Source organism: Geomesophilobacter sediminis, from assembly GCF_016458275.1.
Classification (GTDB): Bacteria; Desulfobacterota; Desulfuromonadia; order Geobacterales; family Geobacteraceae; genus Geomesophilobacter; species Geomesophilobacter sediminis.
The window spans coordinates 71,094-88,232 of sequence record NZ_JAEMHM010000025.1 but is presented as its reverse complement, the minus strand read 5'-3'; the positions used below and the strand labels follow the sequence as shown (position 1 = coordinate 88,232).

At 53.4% G+C, this 17,139-nt stretch carries 10 protein-coding genes and 2 pseudogenes; 9 read left to right on the top strand and 3 right to left on the bottom strand.

Annotated features, from left to right (window positions below):
- The 9 genes and pseudogenes from JFN93_RS22965 to JFN93_RS22925 all read left to right on the top strand — a co-directional run.
- On the top strand, positions 1 to 1,036 hold a 1,036-nt coding region (locus JFN93_RS22965), incomplete at its 5' end, for an ISL3 family transposase (RefSeq protein ID WP_199386720.1).
- Positions 1,037 to 1,156: 120 nt separating this feature from the next.
- Positions 1,157 to 1,984: a hypothetical protein gene (locus JFN93_RS22960; protein ID WP_199386719.1), complete on the top strand. Its 828-nt coding sequence runs from the start codon at positions 1,157 to 1,159 to the stop codon at positions 1,982 to 1,984.
- A gap of 42 nt (positions 1,985 to 2,026) precedes the next feature.
- Positions 2,027 to 3,082, top strand: coding sequence for a hypothetical protein (locus JFN93_RS22955; protein WP_199386718.1), 1,056 nt, complete (start codon positions 2,027 to 2,029; stop codon positions 3,080 to 3,082).
- A 450-nt stretch (positions 3,083 to 3,532) separates the two neighbouring features.
- Positions 3,533 to 4,573 carry an SUMF1/EgtB/PvdO family nonheme iron enzyme gene (locus tag JFN93_RS26155; protein ID WP_407931899.1) on the top strand — a complete coding sequence of 347 codons (1,041 nt, stop codon included), beginning with the start codon at positions 3,533 to 3,535 and terminating at the stop codon, positions 4,571 to 4,573.
- 277 nt (positions 4,574 to 4,850) lie between these two features.
- Entirely contained in the window at positions 4,851 to 5,807 is a 957-nt protein-coding gene (locus tag JFN93_RS22940; protein WP_199386716.1) for a DUF4384 domain-containing protein, read from the top strand.
- 66 nt (positions 5,808 to 5,873) lie between these two features.
- A pseudogene (locus tag JFN93_RS25670) lies at positions 5,874 to 6,707 on the top strand (caspase family protein); the annotation flags it as partial.
- Between the two features lie 1,260 nt (positions 6,708 to 7,967).
- Positions 7,968 to 9,068 (top strand): annotated as a pseudogene (locus tag JFN93_RS25665) (S41 family peptidase); the annotation flags it as partial.
- A 389-nt stretch (positions 9,069 to 9,457) separates the two neighbouring features.
- A complete protein-coding gene (locus JFN93_RS22930; protein ID WP_199386714.1) occupies positions 9,458 to 10,783 on the top strand; it encodes an AAA family ATPase in 1,326 nt (441 codons plus the stop codon).
- A 317-nt stretch (positions 10,784 to 11,100) separates the two neighbouring features.
- The gene (locus JFN93_RS22925) at positions 11,101 to 11,478 is read left to right on the top strand and encodes a hypothetical protein (RefSeq protein WP_199386713.1); all 378 of its coding nucleotides are present in this window, start codon (positions 11,101 to 11,103) and stop codon (positions 11,476 to 11,478) included.
- A 408-nt stretch (positions 11,479 to 11,886) separates the two neighbouring features.
- Here the strand turns inward: JFN93_RS22925 and JFN93_RS22920 are convergent, their stop codons facing one another.
- The 3 genes from JFN93_RS22920 to JFN93_RS22910 form a co-directional block, all read right to left on the bottom strand.
- Complete coding sequence (locus tag JFN93_RS22920) at positions 11,887 to 12,735, bottom strand: HDOD domain-containing protein (protein ID WP_199386712.1); 849 nt, start codon at positions 12,733 to 12,735, stop codon at positions 11,887 to 11,889.
- Positions 12,736 to 12,754: 19 nt separating this feature from the next.
- Positions 12,755 to 14,647: a GspE/PulE family protein gene (locus JFN93_RS22915; protein ID WP_199386711.1), complete on the bottom strand. Its 1,893-nt coding sequence runs from the start codon at positions 14,645 to 14,647 to the stop codon at positions 12,755 to 12,757.
- A 482-nt stretch (positions 14,648 to 15,129) separates the two neighbouring features.
- A complete protein-coding gene (locus JFN93_RS22910) occupies positions 15,130 to 16,896 on the bottom strand; it encodes a M3 family oligoendopeptidase (protein WP_199386710.1) in 1,767 nt (588 codons plus the stop codon).
- Between the last annotated feature and the right edge of the window lie 243 nt (positions 16,897 to 17,139).

The following is a 17,139-nucleotide window of genomic DNA, read 5'->3' as shown; positions in this document are numbered from 1 at the left end:
CGTTTTCTTCCTCTATGCCTTGCGACGGGTCAACTGTCCCAGTTGCGGGGTGAAAGTCGAACGGATTCCTTGGACAGAGGGAAAGAACCACCTGACCACGACTTACGCCTGGTTCTTGGCTACCTGGGCCAAGCGGTTGTCCTGGAAAGAGGTCGCCGTGGTCTTCGGCACCAGTTGGGACAACGTTTTTCGCTCGGTCAAGATGGCTGTAGCTTGGGGCCTTGGCCACCGCGATCTCGAAAATGTCACTGCAATCGGCATCGACGAGATCGCCTGGAAAAGAGGTCACAAGTACCTGACGTTGGTGTACCAGATCGATACCAACTGCCGCCGGCTGCTTTGGGTCGGAAAAGAGCGGACCGGAAATACGCTCAGACAGTTCTTCAAGGACTTCGGTGTCGAACGAACATCGCGGCTGGGCTTCATTTGCAGTGACCTCTGGCAACCCTATCTGCGGATAGCGGCAGAAGTGGCTGGAAAAGCGCTGCATATCATTGACCGGTTCCATCTCATGACCCATTTCGGGAAGGCGATAGACAAGGTCAGGGCGACAGAAGCCAAAGAGCTTAAAGCTAAAGGAAAGCAGCCAGTTTTAACCGGGAGCCGATGGTGCCTCCTGAAACGACCAGCCAATCTGACCGACAAGCAAACGGTCAAACTGAAGGAACTGCTGGCAATTAACCTCAAAACTGTTCGAGCATATCTGCTCAAAGAGGACTTTGACCAGTTCTGGCACTACAAGAGCGCCGGATGGGCTGGAAGGTTTCTCGATGAATGGTGCCGTCGAACGATGCGCTCACGTTTGAAGCCGATGAAGAAGATAGCTCAGATGCTGCGCTCCCACCGGCAGCTACTTCTGAACTGGTTTGGAGCCAGAAGGAAGGTTGCCCTGGGCGCTGTCGAGGGGTTTAACAACAAGGCGAAAGTAACCTGCAGAAAAGCGTACGGTTTCAGAAATGTTGAGGTTATAAAAGTCGCTTTGTATCACACACTTGGAAATCTGCCTGTGCCTAAGGGCACCCACAGATTCTGCTGAAGAACCTAATTTTTTAACAACGTCCCCTGGAAGATCCCGCCTGTAATGATAGATCGGAATGCGGCCTATCCTGCTCACGGTTCCAGCAGATTGGCTATTTACATTTTGACGGAGGGAAATGTGGAAAATTCGAAGCCAATTACGACGTACGAGCGTAAGCCATTTACTTTTCATATTTATTCAGATCGTGTAGTAGTGATAGACAATGGCCCTTTTAATTTAAAACTTGAAAGATCTGCAAAAATTAACGAAATGAAAGAGGCAACGACATTTAAATTTTTTGGCATCGAAATGATTAAGATCAAAGGACTAAACGGTTCCGATTTATTAAAGGTTAGGATTGAACCACATGATATAGAGAAATGTGTACGACAAATTAATGATTTAATACGCGAAAAACATGAGCTTTCATATGGTGTAGATCCATTTATTCAGATCAACTTTTCTCTTTTGGGAGGAAGTGAAATTCCAATTGATCCAGGTGAAAAATGTAAGGTTATATTTAGTAACAATCTGATTAGTTTAGAATCAAAAAGATCCACATTTAAAATTAACCTTACTCATGTTCATGATCTGGAGATCGGCGGCCCAGGAGAGGTTCGCACTGACGCAGGAATGATTGGTGGTGGGTTTGGTATAGACGGAGCCATTGCTGGTATCGGGATTGCCTCAGTCATAAATGCGCTAACCGCCAAGAACACAGTCAATACCGTATTAAAAATTGATTGGGAAGGAGGCGAGGTTTTTCTGCATACTTCTGAGTTTAACCCTGAGACATTACGTCTTAAATTATCCAATACATTTACCACTATAAAAGCATTGAAAAACCGAGTTTCTAACGACATTGTTTTGCAGCTTGAAAGGCTAATATTAATGAAAAATGCAGGTCAATTGACAGATTTTCAATTTGAACAAGCAAAAGAAAAACTTTTTGAAGTAAACCAATAAGATCCAGATTAGTGTTGCTTAAATCTGGATGTAAAGGCTACCTTGAAAGTAGCGTTGCCGCCGCTGAACCTTTCTTACCTGCTACCACTTTTCGAAAAAGAGGACGGTTTTATGAAAATGATTCCAGTAGTGTTAGCTCTAGTGTTAATTGTGTCTATGCAACTCTCTACATCTGCGGAAAGCGTGTACGTGAAGACTGGTTCTATAGGTAAGCAGATACTTCCTGAGCCAACCTCCTTAACTACAACCTCAAGCTCAAGCCCGGCCTACAGGCCTCTTGAACAAATAGTTGGGGAAAAGGTAATTTTTCTGCCTAAACCGCTCTCATTACGGCATTTTGGTTATCAAAGTTTCAGTGGAGGATCCGGACAGTTTGGTCAGCCAACCTACGACGAGGCTGTTGGCAGGATCGGAGTAGTTACGAAGGTTTCTCCAAATAGCTATTCCGGCAAAATAACCGTACAAATGGAAGATAACGGGAATATATACCTTGGAAATGGTAGCGATTCAGTTGATGGTATCGCCTTAGTCTCCGAAATTGATTATGCCCGTAAGACATATATTGGCAAAACTTTATGGTGCAAAGGAACCTGGCTTGAAACCTATGATGAAAATAAAGAAAAAAAATTTGATGAGAACAAAGCGATTACAATTGAAGATTTGAAAAAGGAAGATTTGAAAAAAGCCAATATAAAAAAGTATTCTCCAGTTAAGGTCACCGATGTTGTTGCCGGGTGGTACAGTATGAGTCCGGTGAGGTTTATCCTACGATCAAGTAACGGCCAAGAAGGATACGTTGATGTGTCTATCAGTGGTACTAATGCCTCAGATATTTTGAGGAATACCTTTTCGTTTGGCAAAAGTTTTCTACTGGAAGACCCGAGAAAAAAGTATAGATGGAATCAAAAGGTCTGGGCGGCGATTGAAAAAGAAAAAGTTTTCATAGGCATGACTGCTGACCAGGCAAAAATGAGTTGGGGAGAACCAAAAGAAATTAACAAGACTATTACGGGCAAAAAAAGGCATGAACAGTGGGTCTATTCAAGCTCCAGTTATCTTTATTTTGACAATGGTGTACTCACCGCTATCCAAAACTAAGCGAGTCACACTTCCACTCCTCCCGTCAAAGTGTATCTGAACCACCAATGTAAATGAAGAGGTTGGCTGCTCTATTGATTTTTTTCGCAGCCCTCTTTCTCTTGTCCATTGGCTGATCCATTTTGTGCCGGGTAGTGGCCGGCGCGAAGAGGCCGGAATAACCAGCCCCTTCGCACCGGTCCGGTGGTTAGTAGTTGAGAAAGGGCGGCACCGCGCCTGCGAAGGTAAAGGGTGCCGCGAGGACCGCCTTGATCGCCTCGTCCTTCTTGCCGCCGATGACCTTTTGTAGTCCGGTACATGGCCGTCCAGTCCCACCGAAACGCTGACCGATTCGATTTCGCTCTTGGTGAGCAGGGGGCTCCTGTGGGACTACAGGGACGTAGTTGATGTGTTGAGTTACCCCAACGGCGACTCAACAAATCAACTACGTCCCCTTAGGTTCCCGCGAGCATTGACGCCCCGACGGGGACGATCATAGCCTACGCGACCGCACCGGGTAAGACTGCGAGCGACGGAGAGGGCTCGGCCAATGGGCTCTTCACTTCAGAGCTGGTGAGAGCGATGGTGATCCCTGGCCTGAGGGTTGAGGACGTATTTAAGCAGGTTCGAAAGGCCGTCCGGGAGAGGAGCGCGAATGTTCAGGTTCCCTGGGAGTCTTCCTCGCTGGAGGGCGACTTCACTTTCGTATCGCTTTCTAGCATGACGGCCCTTCAGCCTTTGGAGGAACGACTTGCTCCGGTCGTTCCACAGCTTCGCCCCGCGGAACCGGAGCCCTCCGCCGCACCGGCGCGCCCTTCGGTCGATCGAGCTTTCTCAGACCCAACGACGATGATGGAGTTCTTACTGGTTCCTGGTGGCTGCTTTCAGATGGGAGAGACCTTCGGGGTGGGCTATGATTGGGAGAAGCCAGCGCATCAAGTCTGTGTAAGCGATTTCACAATGGGGAAATTCCCCGTGACGCAGGGGCAGTGGAAGAGAGTGATGGGGAGTAATCCGTCGTATTTTTCGAGTTGCGGTGACCAATGCCCTGTTGAAAATGTGTCGTGGAATGAAGCACAGGTATTCATCCATAAACTGAACAGTCAGAGCGACAAACAGTACCGATTGCCAACGGAGGCTGAGTGGGAGTACGCATGTCGCAGCGGCGGTAAACACGAGATGTTCTGTGGTGGGAACGATATCGAGGCGGTAGCTTGGTATGACAGGAACTCCGAGAAACAAACGCATCCTGTGGGGCAAAAGCAGCCAAATGGGCTTGGCCTGTATGACATGAGCGGGAATGTTTGGCAATGGGTTCAGGACTGGTACGGTAGCTATGGTAGCGGCAGCGAAAAGGACCCACGAGGGCCAGTTTCGGGCTCTCAGCGCGTGTTTCGCGGTGGCTGTTGGTTGCTTGACGCCGAGAGTGCGCGGGCGGTGACCCGCCGTGGGATAGGGCCTGGCAAATTTGATGATAACTTAGGCTTCCGGCTTGTGGCCCCAGTCCGGTGAGCAAAGCGATGAGCCGACACGCAGGCCCAGTAGGGTTGCGGATGCTACCTGCGCGCGACCTGAGCAGCGGTGAAGCGGGACAGGACAGGTCTTAGAATTTCGGAACAGCGGGGCGCGAGTTTTTGGCTTCCGGATGTGCCGGTGCAGCGAACGTGGGGGTATCGCGACCGGCGGTGCGAAGGCAATGAAGCTGAAAAATCATCCGCCGATTCAGCATCCGCTCCTAACGAACGTGTGAGACTTCGCGAGGGGGAATTTCCTCGGCATGGAGGGTCGTATGAAAGTTAATAGTCTTTTGCAGGTCGCATTCCTCCGCACTTATGCGGTGGTAATGGCCATGTTTGTGGTGTTGCCTGCCGTTCAATCATACGCTGAATCATTCAGGTTACCTGCCGCAGGATCGAGTTCGGAAAATCGTGCGCCCGCCTCGATTCAGTCGGTAGTGACCGAGGCCGAGGGCAACGCCTGCATGGGCGACGACAAGTCCAGGAAACAGACCGAGAGTGCAGCAATGCAGGACGCCAAGCGCCGCGCGGGAGAGTCGGCCTCTACCTACATCCAATCGGAGACGAGCCTGAAGGACGGCATGCTGGAGAGTGACTTGGTGAGCGCCTACACCAACGCGAAGGTGAGGGTAATCCAGGAACTGGCGAAGGAGTGGTTCAAGGATCCTGGCCTCGGCGAATGCCACCGGGTGAGGATAAAAGCAGAAGTCACCCCCAACGAAAAAGCCATGGTTACAGTCTCGGCACAGGGGCGGGAGGCGCTGGCCGGGGACCCGAAGGCGCCCCTGAGCGTGCGAGTGTGGACCGATCGTCCTAGGTACACGGAGGGGGAACGAATGCGGCTCTATCTCAAGGGGAACAAGCCCTTCTACGGTCGGGTGGTCTACCGGCAAGCCGACGGCACTCTCGTGCAGCTCCTGCCGAATCCCTACAGGCAGTCCAACCATTTCGAGGGGGGGATCGTCTATGAACTGCCGTCGGCTGAAGATCGGTTTTCGATGGACACAACTGCCCCCTTCGGCTCTGAGCGAGTCACGGTATACGCCTGCACTGCGCCCGGCGGTGACCCTGAGGTAGAGCCTGCAGATAACGTCTACCGGATAAGGACAACGGCTGCGGACATGTCGGTCGCCACTCGGGGCATCAGGTTGGTCAAGTCTGATAGGGCCAAGAGTCTAGCCGCCGAATTTTTTGAGTCGTCGGTAGATGTGCAAACCTGGGCAAAGTGAGTATCTGGTTATCTTTGTTTCGGTCTATGATGCTCCCCCTCCCACACACATCAATCTGGAGATAGGATGAAAAAACATCTTTACCTAGTCCTCGTGTGTATCCTTGCTGGAACCCTAGCGCTCGCTGGAGAGCCTGCACATTGTGCAGAGAGCCGTGGGCTCCGAGTTGTTGCCAAGGATGCCGAGACGGACTTAGCCGGCGAGATCAATCTCTACAACAAGACCTATGCAGTCATCATCGGTATTGATCGGTATCGTCAACTGCCACCCGATCGGCAGCTCTCCAATGCCGTAAAGGATGCAAAGGGAGTCGAGGAGACTCTTCGAAAGCATTATCGATTCGACAAGATCTACACTCTCTACGACGAAAATGCGACCCGTGACAACATCATGCGTCTGTTGACGGGGGAACTCCCCAAAACCCTAGGCAAGGAAGATGCCCTGTTTGTCTTTTGGGCCGGCCATGGCAACCAAGAGCATACTGACGACGGCGATCTTGGTTACCTCATCCCTTACGACGGCACCAGCGACGGAATCTACGGCAACATCACCATGAGCCAGCTCAAGGACGACATATCCCGAGCCCTCCCCGCTAAACACGTTTTTTATGCCTTCGATGCTTGCTACTCTGGGCTTTTGACCACTCGCGGCGTTGGCGTTAAGGTTAGCCGTGACCTCGGCTATTTAAAGAACATAACCAAAGAACGCACCCGTCAGGTACTCACGGCCGGCAGTAAGGGGCAGGAAGTCCTAGACGGGGGTATCGGGGGACACTCGGTTTTCACCGGACGATTCATTGAGATGCTAGAAACCTCCACAGACTATCTCACCGCAAATGAGATCCAGTCAACCCTCAGAGAGAAGGTCTTCCAGGACGCTCGCGCTAGGGGGCACGAACAGACTCCCGGCTATGGCACTCTGTATGGCATGGGGGACTTTGTTTTTATTCCTAGCCTTCAGCAGAAACTGGCGAATAGCCAGTCCGAGGAAGATCATATTAGGAACGAATTGAGGGTCCTAGAAGAGAGCGCTCGCAGGCTACAAAGCGAAGCTGATAGGCGCCAGGCTGAACGAGCCCAACAAATCCTTGCAGCAAAGCTTAAAGCAGAAGAGCAACTAAAACAGAGTCTCACGGAGGAGCAAAAACGACGAGAAAAAGAGTCTGTAGAAAACGAAGCTGCACTTGCCCGATACCAGTCGGAGCAGGAGCGGCTTCTCAAGTTGAAGCAGGAACTGGACAAGAAAAAAAAGCTCGTCAGTGCTGGATTCAATTCCCTCGATGTTGCTGTGTCCGAACTGCGAAAAATGAACCTTCAGCTAACTGATCTAGCGAAAGATGAGGCACGGGCCCGTGTTGAGGTAGCCGCCCGATACGAGGTCAAGGTAGCCAAGGCGAAGGCCCGGCAGCGAGACGAGTTTGAAACAGAGGATGAGTTCACCGCAAGGGCCCAGAAAGAAATTATTGTTCTGGAACGCCAGAAACAGGCGGAACTAGCAGAGGTGACTTCTCAGAGCAGCTTCTTGAAAAATGAAATCACGGCCCTCACCCAAAAACAGTACCCTGTGGATGTTCCTTTGGTCCAGGTAGACCTAGGAAAGTACAACATCGAGGGAAATTATTTTCCACTAGTCCTGAAAAGCGTTTCGACCTCACCTATATCTTTTACCCTCAATGCGAAGATTCCCATCTCTGTTGAACTTGGCAAAAAGTTTAAGCAGCAGTTCGAACACGGACTGATCCGCCCCTCGCTCCAGGCGCGCCCTAATGGCGATATCGTCAGAGCCGCTTTGGTCAATGATGCAGATAAATACGAGATGGTAGGTACGTTCTCTAGCGGATACTTGAACAAGGTTGCAAGTTTGGATTCATCCTCTGCTCAGGGGGCAGCATATGATAGGCAGGACGAGGAGCGTAGGTGCCGGGAGGCCGAGAAAACAGCGACCTCCAGCCTCGCCGATAAGATGGAGCTAATTGGCGATGTGATGGCAATACTTGAGAAATCGTACGTGGATTCGATTTCCAAAGACACGCTCTTGCGCAAATTTTTCAACCAAGTTAGTTTTCGCTGTGACGAGGGAAGGGAGAGCAAAACCTGTCTAATAGATCTCCTGACTCACCCCTCGGCGGGCAACACTAGCCAGTTGTGCGGCGACTCTCAGTACTTCGTAATCAATTCGGTTCTTTCGTCACTCGACCCTCACAGTTCTTTGATGCCTCCCCAGGTCTTCAAAGAAATGAAGATTGATACCAAAGGGGCTTTTTATGGGCTTGGCATAGAGATTACCATCAACGACGGAATCTTGACTGTCATCTCCCCCATCGAGGAAAGCCCGGCCTTCAAAGGGGGAATCAGACCGGGTGATCACATTTTGAAGATTGATGGCCAAGAAACGAAGAGCCTTTCCATCACTGAGGCAGTAAAGCGGATGAGGGGACCCAGAGGGACAACGGTTATCCTCACTATCATGCGCGAAGGGTTTGACAAGCCCAAGGAGTTCACTTTAGAGCGTGACATTATCCAAGTAAAGAGCATTAGGGCTAAACTGTTAGGTGAAGGGTACGGGTATGTACGGATTGCTCAATTCCAGGAAAAGACAGCCGATAACCTAGAGAAGGCCCTGAAGAACCTTCAGGATGAGGTGCCACTCAAAGGTCTGGTGCTCGATCTGAGGAATGACCCCGGCGGGCTCCTGGACCAAGCAGTTCGTGTAAGTGAGCATTTTATTCCCGTTGGGAAGCTGATTGTTTACACCGAGGGACGTGAAAGAGACTCCAAGATGCGCTTTACCTCCAGAACTGGAGACAAGGAAAGTGACTACCCGATTGTCGTGCTGATAAATGGTGGCTCAGCTAGTGCATCTGAAATCGTCGCTGGGGCGCTTCAGGACCATCAGCGCGCAACAATTATAGGCACGACGAGTTTCGGTAAGGGCTCGGTACAGACGATTATTCCACTCTCAGACGGTTCTGGACTTCGCTTGACCACAGCCAGATACTTCACTCCGAGTGGGCGCTCCATACAAGGCAAGGGAATAACACCAGATATCCGTGTATGGGCTGGTTCTGATGCAAGAAAACTTCTGGCCTCGGACAAGGAAACCATTTTGGTATTTTCTTTTCCACAGCAACCGATCGTCAAAGACCAACCAAATACTCCAGCGACATGGGAAGATATTCTGAGAAGTGACATGCAGGTCTTACGTGCTCTAGAACTGCTCAAGAAAGGGACGCCGTTGTTGCGTCCGGCGCACGATGGTTAAGCATACAGTTGCTGGCGAGCCTCTAACGACTGTGGTACAAGCTCCAGATCGTCGGCGACTACGACGGGTATGGTTCAAGTGAAGGGGCGTTCCCCCGTGAAAAATCATGGCCGCTATTCTGGTGCGAGATGGTTTGCCTTGGAGGGGGCCCAAAATCGCTCGACCTTTGCCCTGTCACCCACGGAAGGTCCTGAAAAACCTGAAAAACCAAAAAAGGCTTGGCCTTGATCAATGAACTGGTGTAAGAAGGATTTCACGATGTTGACTAAACAGGGCGAAGGTTAAGTTCTGGTGATCAGCCCGCGCCCTAGGGGGAGAACATCCTCTTCCCAGCACGAGTGCGGCATTTTTCATCACCATTACTTGACGCTTTATTAAAGAGGCTGTAGATGCGTATTGATCGACTTCATCTAAAAAATTTCCGATGCTACGACGATATGGAGTTTGCCTTTTCTCCACAGTTTAACCTTATAGTCGGTGAAAACGGTGCCGGTAAGACTGCCGTCCTAAACGGATTAGCCGTTGCAATGGGAAGCTGGTTTCTAGGTATCAGGGGATACGATTCTCGCCATATACAAGACAACGACATACGCAGAATCGTTAGATTTGTTGATAAAAAGTTTCTGCAATCTCCGCAGTTTCCTGTTTCTGTAAGCGCAGTTGGGTCAATCGCGGGTCGAACTTTAGCATGGGAACGAACACTCGAAGGGCCTGGCGGACGAACTACTCAAAAAAAAGCAGGAAAGATAAAGGCAATTGCAGAGGAATTCGAGTCCAAGGTAATGAAGGGTGAGGAAGTAATACTACCTGTCATTTCTTTTTATGGTGCAGGACGGTTGTGGAATGAACCGAAGGACACACGGAGCATTATAGAGAAGTACAAGATACGCCGTGTTGCGCCTCAAGATTTTGCTACTGACATAAAAGATGACAACGATGTGGATTATTTTTCGCATCGATTTACTGGGTATCATTATAGTGTTGATGACAGATGCAGCCCAAAAGACCTACTTCGTTGGATGCGTCATGAACGGAGGATTGAGATAGATGAGGAAGAACAGTCTTCATCGTTCAGAATGGTATTGTCAGCAATTCAGTCCTGTTTGCCAGAAAATGAAAAAGTTAGATATAGTATCAAGCACGGTAGTTTGATGATTACTATGAAAGACAAGTCAATCGTACCATTTCACTATTTGAGTGATGGTTATAAAAATATAATTGCTTTGGTCGGAGATATCGCTTATAAAATTTCACAGTTAAATCCCAGATTAGGGGCCGAGGCCCTTCACAGAACTCCAGGGATAGTCCTAATAGATGAGCTTGATGAGCATCTGCATCCAAAATGGCAAAGGCGGGTTGTCTCCGACCTGCGGCGAACTTTTAAAGCAGTGCAATTTTTTGGAGCTACGCATTCCCCCCAAATAATTGGGGAAGTCGCTTCTGAAGAAGTTACAATGCTGAAAAATCATCGCCCAGTATTACCAAGCCAGTCATTTGGAATGGATTCAAATTGGATACTACAAGTCCTGATGGGTGCGGATGAACAAGATCCTGATATAAAAGAAGAGCTACATGTAGTTCACAAATTGATTAGTGATAAGAAGCTTGTTGAAGCTGATAAGATGATATACGAGCTAAGGCAGAGAATCGGAAATAACGAAGCACTGCAGAGAGCCGCGTCAACAGTAGAAAGGGTAAGGGTTTTCGGCCGATGAGATGGATTCAAAAAGGGGAGGAACCACCACCGTCATTACGTGACTTTCTACAGATGCAAATTCCAATACGGGTAAATCTCGACTATAACAGAGGCTTCCCGGGCAAGGCCGCTCTTCGAGCGGAATTAGTTGCTGAACAGTATGGGTTATGCGGTTATACGGGGGTACCAGTGGATGATAGACTGGTTTCTCGTACTCCTCCTGTCGAAAAGAAAATAAGGTACACTGCTCACACCGAACACCTAAAGCCCCAAAGTCTTTGCCGAGAGGAGCTTCTCCGAAAGGGCTTAGTTCCGGGGGAAGACGTCGGTGAAGACATGGCCCATACTAACATGATCGCAGCCATTCTGGTGAGTGGCGCAGAGGAAGAGCATTTTGGTGCTGTTGCCCGAAAGAACAATAATGTTCCTGTTTGGCCGACTGACCCAAGTTGTGAAACCCGCTTTAGTTTCGACCAAGACGGCAATATTACCGGTCTTGATCAAGCAGCAAAAGATACTGTGGGGATCCTAAAGCTAGACCACAGGACATTGGTCGGTTGGCGAAGGGCAGCTATTGAAACCTTTCTATCACCGGATGTGATAAAAACTCGGAACGATGTTGAGGAACTCATCAGGCTTATTGATCAGCCCGTCGGAGGTCGCTTGGCCGAGTTCTGTTTTGTCATTAAAAGTGTGGCATTGGCAATGTTGTAGTGTTACGCCGCCCGCCGATTATACCTACTGCCGCTGACTCACAGCAACTACTGATGCTCCGGCAAATAACCTTTGGTTTCAACTTTGGAAAAGAAAAAAGATGATTTTGTTTTAGCGGTTTCCCGGTATTCCAGTCTGGCTAAATAGTTAAACGTACGTTGATTTGCCAGTTCGCATTTTCATCAAGATTGGCGCGCCAAAATCTAAAAAAAGAGAAGGGGACATTCTGCTTTTAAAAAGCAGGCTGTCCCCTTTCTCTTTTCTTCTTTGACAGCTTCTCCATCGGGGGGGGGCGGTATCTTTTCCGGGAATGCGAACCCATGGGACGGCATTACCATTTTTTCTGCGCTTCGGCCCCTGAAGTAAAGCGACCTCCGTGTTCCTCCGCGCCCCCTGCGGTGTGCGCTTTTACCTTAGCGCCGCCATCGGCATCTTCACCGCATCCTCGATGACGATCTCCAACTCGGCCAGTGCCACCTCCTTGAGCCCCAGCGACTGCGCCTCGGGACTGGTGAACAGGACGAACTGCGGTTCCGCGCGCAGCCCGACCCCCATCACCCGGCAGCCGTGGTCGGCCAGGCGTACCACCGCCAGAAGCTGGTTGGAGTGGTTCCATTCCTCGTTCTCGTGGTCCCGGATGATCTCGCAGTAGACCTCCGGCATGAGCCAGCTCTTCATCAGGAGGTAACCCTGCTCGACATGCAGGTTGTCGAATACCTCGTCGATGATCGCCGTGGTCGCCCCCCCCTTGATTACCCCGGTCTTGACCAGATCCTCCATCACCTTGAGGAGAAAGAGCTTGCCGATGTCGTGGAGAAGACCGGCGAGGAACGCCTCCTGGGCGATTGCGGCCAGGCCGGCCCGGTTGGCGAGCCACTTGCTGGCCACCGCGGAGCAGAAGGAATGCTTCCACAGCGACTGCATGATGGTGTTGTAGTGGGGATCGGAGGAGCGGTAGAGATCCTCCTGGGTGGTCACCATCACGATATTGGCCACTTCGTGGGAGCCGAGCCGGATGAAGGCCTCCTGGATGGTATTCACCTTGGTGAGGCCGGCATAGAAGGAGGAGTTGGCGACCCGCAGCACCTTGCTCGCCAGGCCGGCATCGGCGCTGATCAGCATGCTCAGCTCCTCGACCTTGAAGTCGTTGCGGGCGAGCAGCTGTTGCAGGCGCAGCGCCACGGCGTGGAAGACGGGAATGCTGGATTTGCTGGATTCCAGGCGCTTTTTGATGAGTTCGATGATCGACTGTGACATCCGTGATCCTTTCCCAGGACTAGGGCTGGGTCCCGAGGATGCGGTTGAGTTCGGAGAGCGGGCGGGGTGGCGCGATGCGGGGGAGATCGCGGATCACCTCCGGGATCGATACCAGCCCCCGGGCCGCCTTCACCAGGCCATCCTCGAACAGGGTCACCATCCCCGAGGTTTCCATGCTGATGCGGCGGATCTCCGCGGAGGCCTTGTTGTTGAGGATCGCTTGCTTCACCGGCTCGTTCAGGATCAGCAGCTCGAAGACCGCCACCCTCCCTTTGTAACCGGTGAAGCGGCAATCCTTGCAACCCCGTCCCATCCGGAAGTTGGCGCCGGCCAGTTCCTTCGGGGCGAAGCCGAGGCGCTTGAACTCCTGCGGGGTCGGGGTGTAGGGCTCGCCGCAACTGTTGCAGACCAGGCGCAGCAGCCGCTGGGCCACCACGCTGACGACCGTAGAGGATATCAGGAAGGTCTCGATATGCATGTTCATCAGGCGCAAAAGTCCGCCGATGCTGTCCTCGGTGTGGAAGGTGGTGAGGACCTTGTGGCCGGTGAGCGCCGCCTGGATCGCGGTTTCCGCGGAGAAGTTGTCCCGGATCTCACCCAGGACGATGACGTCCGGGTCCTGGCGCACGATGTGACGCAGGGTCTCCTCGAAGGTGACGCCGATCTTGGTGTTGATCGAGCACTGGGAGATGCCGTCGATCACGTACTCGACCGGGTCCTCCGCGGTGATGATGCTGGTGTCCAGCTTGTTCAGATAGCTGACGCAGCTGTAGAGGGTCGAGGTCTTGCCGCTGCCGGTCGGCCCGGTGATGATGATGACGCCGGACGGGGTGTCGAGGGCATCTTCGATGTAGCGGCTGAGCATCCGCGGCGCCATCCCGATCAGCTGCACGTCCAGGATCGCTTCCTTCTTGTTCAAGAGCCTGAGGACGATCTTCTCGCCGAAGATGGTGATGAAGAACGAGACGCGCAAATCGAGATTGAAGCCGTGCACCCGGCTTTCGAAAAGGATGCGGCCGTCCTGGTGGCGGCGCTTCTCGGCGATGTCCGCCTGGGCCATGACCTTGAGACGGGAAGAAAGCTGCGGGGCGAGCTCCAGGGGGAGTTCCAGGTGGGGCATGAGCACCCCGTCCAGGCGGAAACGGACCCGGAGCCGGTCTTTGAGCGGCTCGATATGGATGTCGCTCGCGTTGTTGGTGATCGCCTCGTTCAGCAGCTTGTTGATGATCCCGACCACGCTGCTGTCGTCGGTCGGCGTCTCCTCGGCGTTTCCCCCCTTTTCCGCGCTGGCGATGGCGGTAAGCACCGCCCGCTTGCTGGAGATCCCGGGCTGGATGTTGTCCCCGAAGATCCGCATGGCCACTTCACGCGTCTTTTCGTCCAGCGGATCGGCGAAGGCTACGGTGACCACCCCGTCCTCTGCGGAAACCGGGGCGAAGAGGTGCTGGCGGCAGGTCTCGTAAGAGGCCTTGGCGAAGAGCCTGCGGTCGAGCTTGCGGAATTCGAGGTCGATGAGCGGAAACCCGAGCTGGTAGGAGAGCACCTCGTTGAACTTGCGCTCGTCGATATACCCCATTTCGACGATGATGTCGCCGAGCATCTTTCCCTCTTCGGAGCTCTTCTGCAGACTCAGCGCGGTGAGGAGATCCGCCTCGCGCAGGTAGCCAAGCTCCACCAGGAAGTCGCCGATGCGCAGGGAGAGGGTGTTTTTCCGCAGGGTGGCGGTTACGTCTTCCTTGGTGACGTAGCCGAGCTCCTGCATCACGTCGATGAGCGGCATCGAGGTGCGCATCTTGGCGCGCACCCTTCGGGCGTAATCGTGCTGCTCCTGGGTGATCAGCCCCTCCTTCACGAGGAGATCGGCAATGACGCTGCTGGCAGCCGGCGGATTGTTCTTGTGTGTTTTGCTCATCAGTCACCCGCGTTAGGGGAGTAATCGGACGCATCTTATCCGAAATTGCCGCATTGAGTAAAGGAAAATGTTTTTTTCTATGGTTTCAATATTGCTGATGAAATTGTAGGGATACCGCTTACGGAAAGGTCAGCCGCTCCCAGCGAAGGCCCGCCTGATGCCCGGCCCGGGTACTACCAATGAGGCGATGGAGCATGTTCGTCTCACGAGAAACCCTTTGGCTCCTATTCATTCGGACGATAGCAATAAAGCTTTAATTATATTAACACAGTGGTGGCAGAAATGGCGAGTTTGTCGGGACCAGGCGGCGCAAGCCGGGGGCTGGCCTGGCTGCAAGGGGCGCCAGCCGGGTTTGGCGACCCAAGGAAGGGTGGGGGTATGGGAAGGAACCGGGAATGAAAAGGGGAGGCTTCCGGTAGGAAACCTCCCCTTTTTGCGGCAGCTCCGCGTCAGTACCCGTTGACGCGAAGGTTGAGACGACGTCAGATCACCGTTTTCAGCTCCTCGATCAGGTCCCGCAAGAGGTCGTAGCCGTCTTGCCAGAACGAGGGGTCGTTGAGGTCGATGCCGGCGGGCGCCAGGGTGTCGGCCGGGGTCTGCGATCCGCCGCTGGCGAGGATTTCCCGGTAGATGGGAATGAAGGCGTCCCCCTGCTTCAGGTACTTCTGGTACAGCGACAGGACCAGCAATTCGGCGAAGGTGTAGGAGTAGCAATAGAAACGGGCATGGATGAAGTGGGAGATGTAGCTCCAGCCCCAGCGGTACGGCTCGATCATCTCCACGGCGCTGCCGTACAGCTTGGCGTTTTCGTCCCACCAGAGCTGGGAGAGCTCGGTGGCGGTAAGCAGGCCGTCCTTGCGGCGCAGATGCATCTGCTCTTCGAAGCGGGTCAGGACGTTTTGCCGGAACGTCGTCGCGATGATGTCCTCGATCTTGGCGCAGAGCAGGGAACGCTTCAGCGCGGGATCGACGTCCCCTTTCAGGAGGTGGCGGGTGAGGAGCATCTCCCCGAACACCGAGGCGGTCTCGGCCAAAGGCAGCGGGGGATGGTAGTTGAGCATGCTCTGGCGCTGGGCGAGCAGATAGTGGATGCCGTGGCCGACCTCGTGCGCCATGGTGGAGATGTCCCGCAAGTTGCCGGTGAAGTTGAGCAAAAGATACGGAGGGAGCGCCGGGGTCATCCCCATGCAGAAGGCGCCGCCGCTCTTGCCGGGACGGGGGAGGGCGTCGATCCGGCGCTCCTTGAAAAAGCCGTCACACAATTCGCTGAATTCCGGCGAGAACTCGTGATAGGCCCGGACCACCGTCTCGCGCGCTTCGTCGTAGCTGTAGGAGCGGTCGCTGTCCGGAAGGGGGGCGTAGACGTCGCAGTTTTTTAGGCGCGCCATGCCGAGGAGCTTGGCCTTGATCCCGAAGTATTCCTGCGCCAGCGGGTAGTTCGCCTCCGAGACCCGCATCAGGTTTTCCACCACCGAGGTCGGGATCTCGTTGCCGAGATTGGTCGGCTCCATGGGGTGTCCGTAGCTTCTCAGCTCCATGTCCTGGGCATGGTCCAGGGCGACGTTGTTGAAGACCGTCGAGAAGAGGATGCCGTGCTCCTCGTGCCGCTGCAAAAACGTGGAGAAGGCACGCTCGCGGGTGGCGGCGTCCGGGTGGTGCAGGAGGGAGAGCAGCTCCTCTCCGGTCATTTCCCGGATCTCGCCGTCGAGTTCCATTTCATAGCGCAGCGACGCGGAGACCTCGTCGAAGAGGCGGCTGAAGGCGGAGACCCCGGTGAGGCTCTTCTGGCTCAACAGGCTCTCCTCCCGCTCGGAGAGGGCATGGGGGCGGAACTTGCGCAGCGCCTCCAGGAAGTGCCGGTACGGCGCGAGGACGGGGGCCTCTACCAGGGCCTGGAAGGGTTGGTCCTCCATCTCGATGAGCTCCAGGTCGAAAAAGAGGAGCTCCCTCCCCATGAGGTTGCCGAACTCGGATGCCTTCTGGGAGAGCCGTTTGTTCTCATCATCCTCCGAGTCGGCGGCAAAGAGGAGGTGCGCGTAGAGTTGCGGCTTGGCCAACACCTCCTGGAGCTCTTCGTAGCTGCGCAGCGCCTCCGACATCTGCTCGGCGGTAAGGGTGGCGACCTTGGTGCGGTAGCGCTCGCGGAAGGCCGAGACGAGGCTGGTTGCGGCGTCGAAGGACTGCGCCAGTTCGGGGGAGGTGGATGAGGGGTAAAGGGGGGTGGTATCCCACAGCAGCTGCTCTATCATGAGGCTCTCCTTCGATTGTTATCAGGCTGAATTGATAGTTTTCATTAGCCGGAAACGATAGTAGTCCAAGGGGGGAGGGCTGTCAAGGCGAGGGGGGGCGCCGGTGATGATAGCGAAGGGTGGGCAACCCTACCCACGCGGACCATGCCGGTGGGGAGGGGTCTCCCACCCTGCGCTTCCACGGAAGGAAGGTGAGAAATGAAAAAGCCCGGCCGTTTCCGGTCGGGCTTTTCCTGTTGTTGC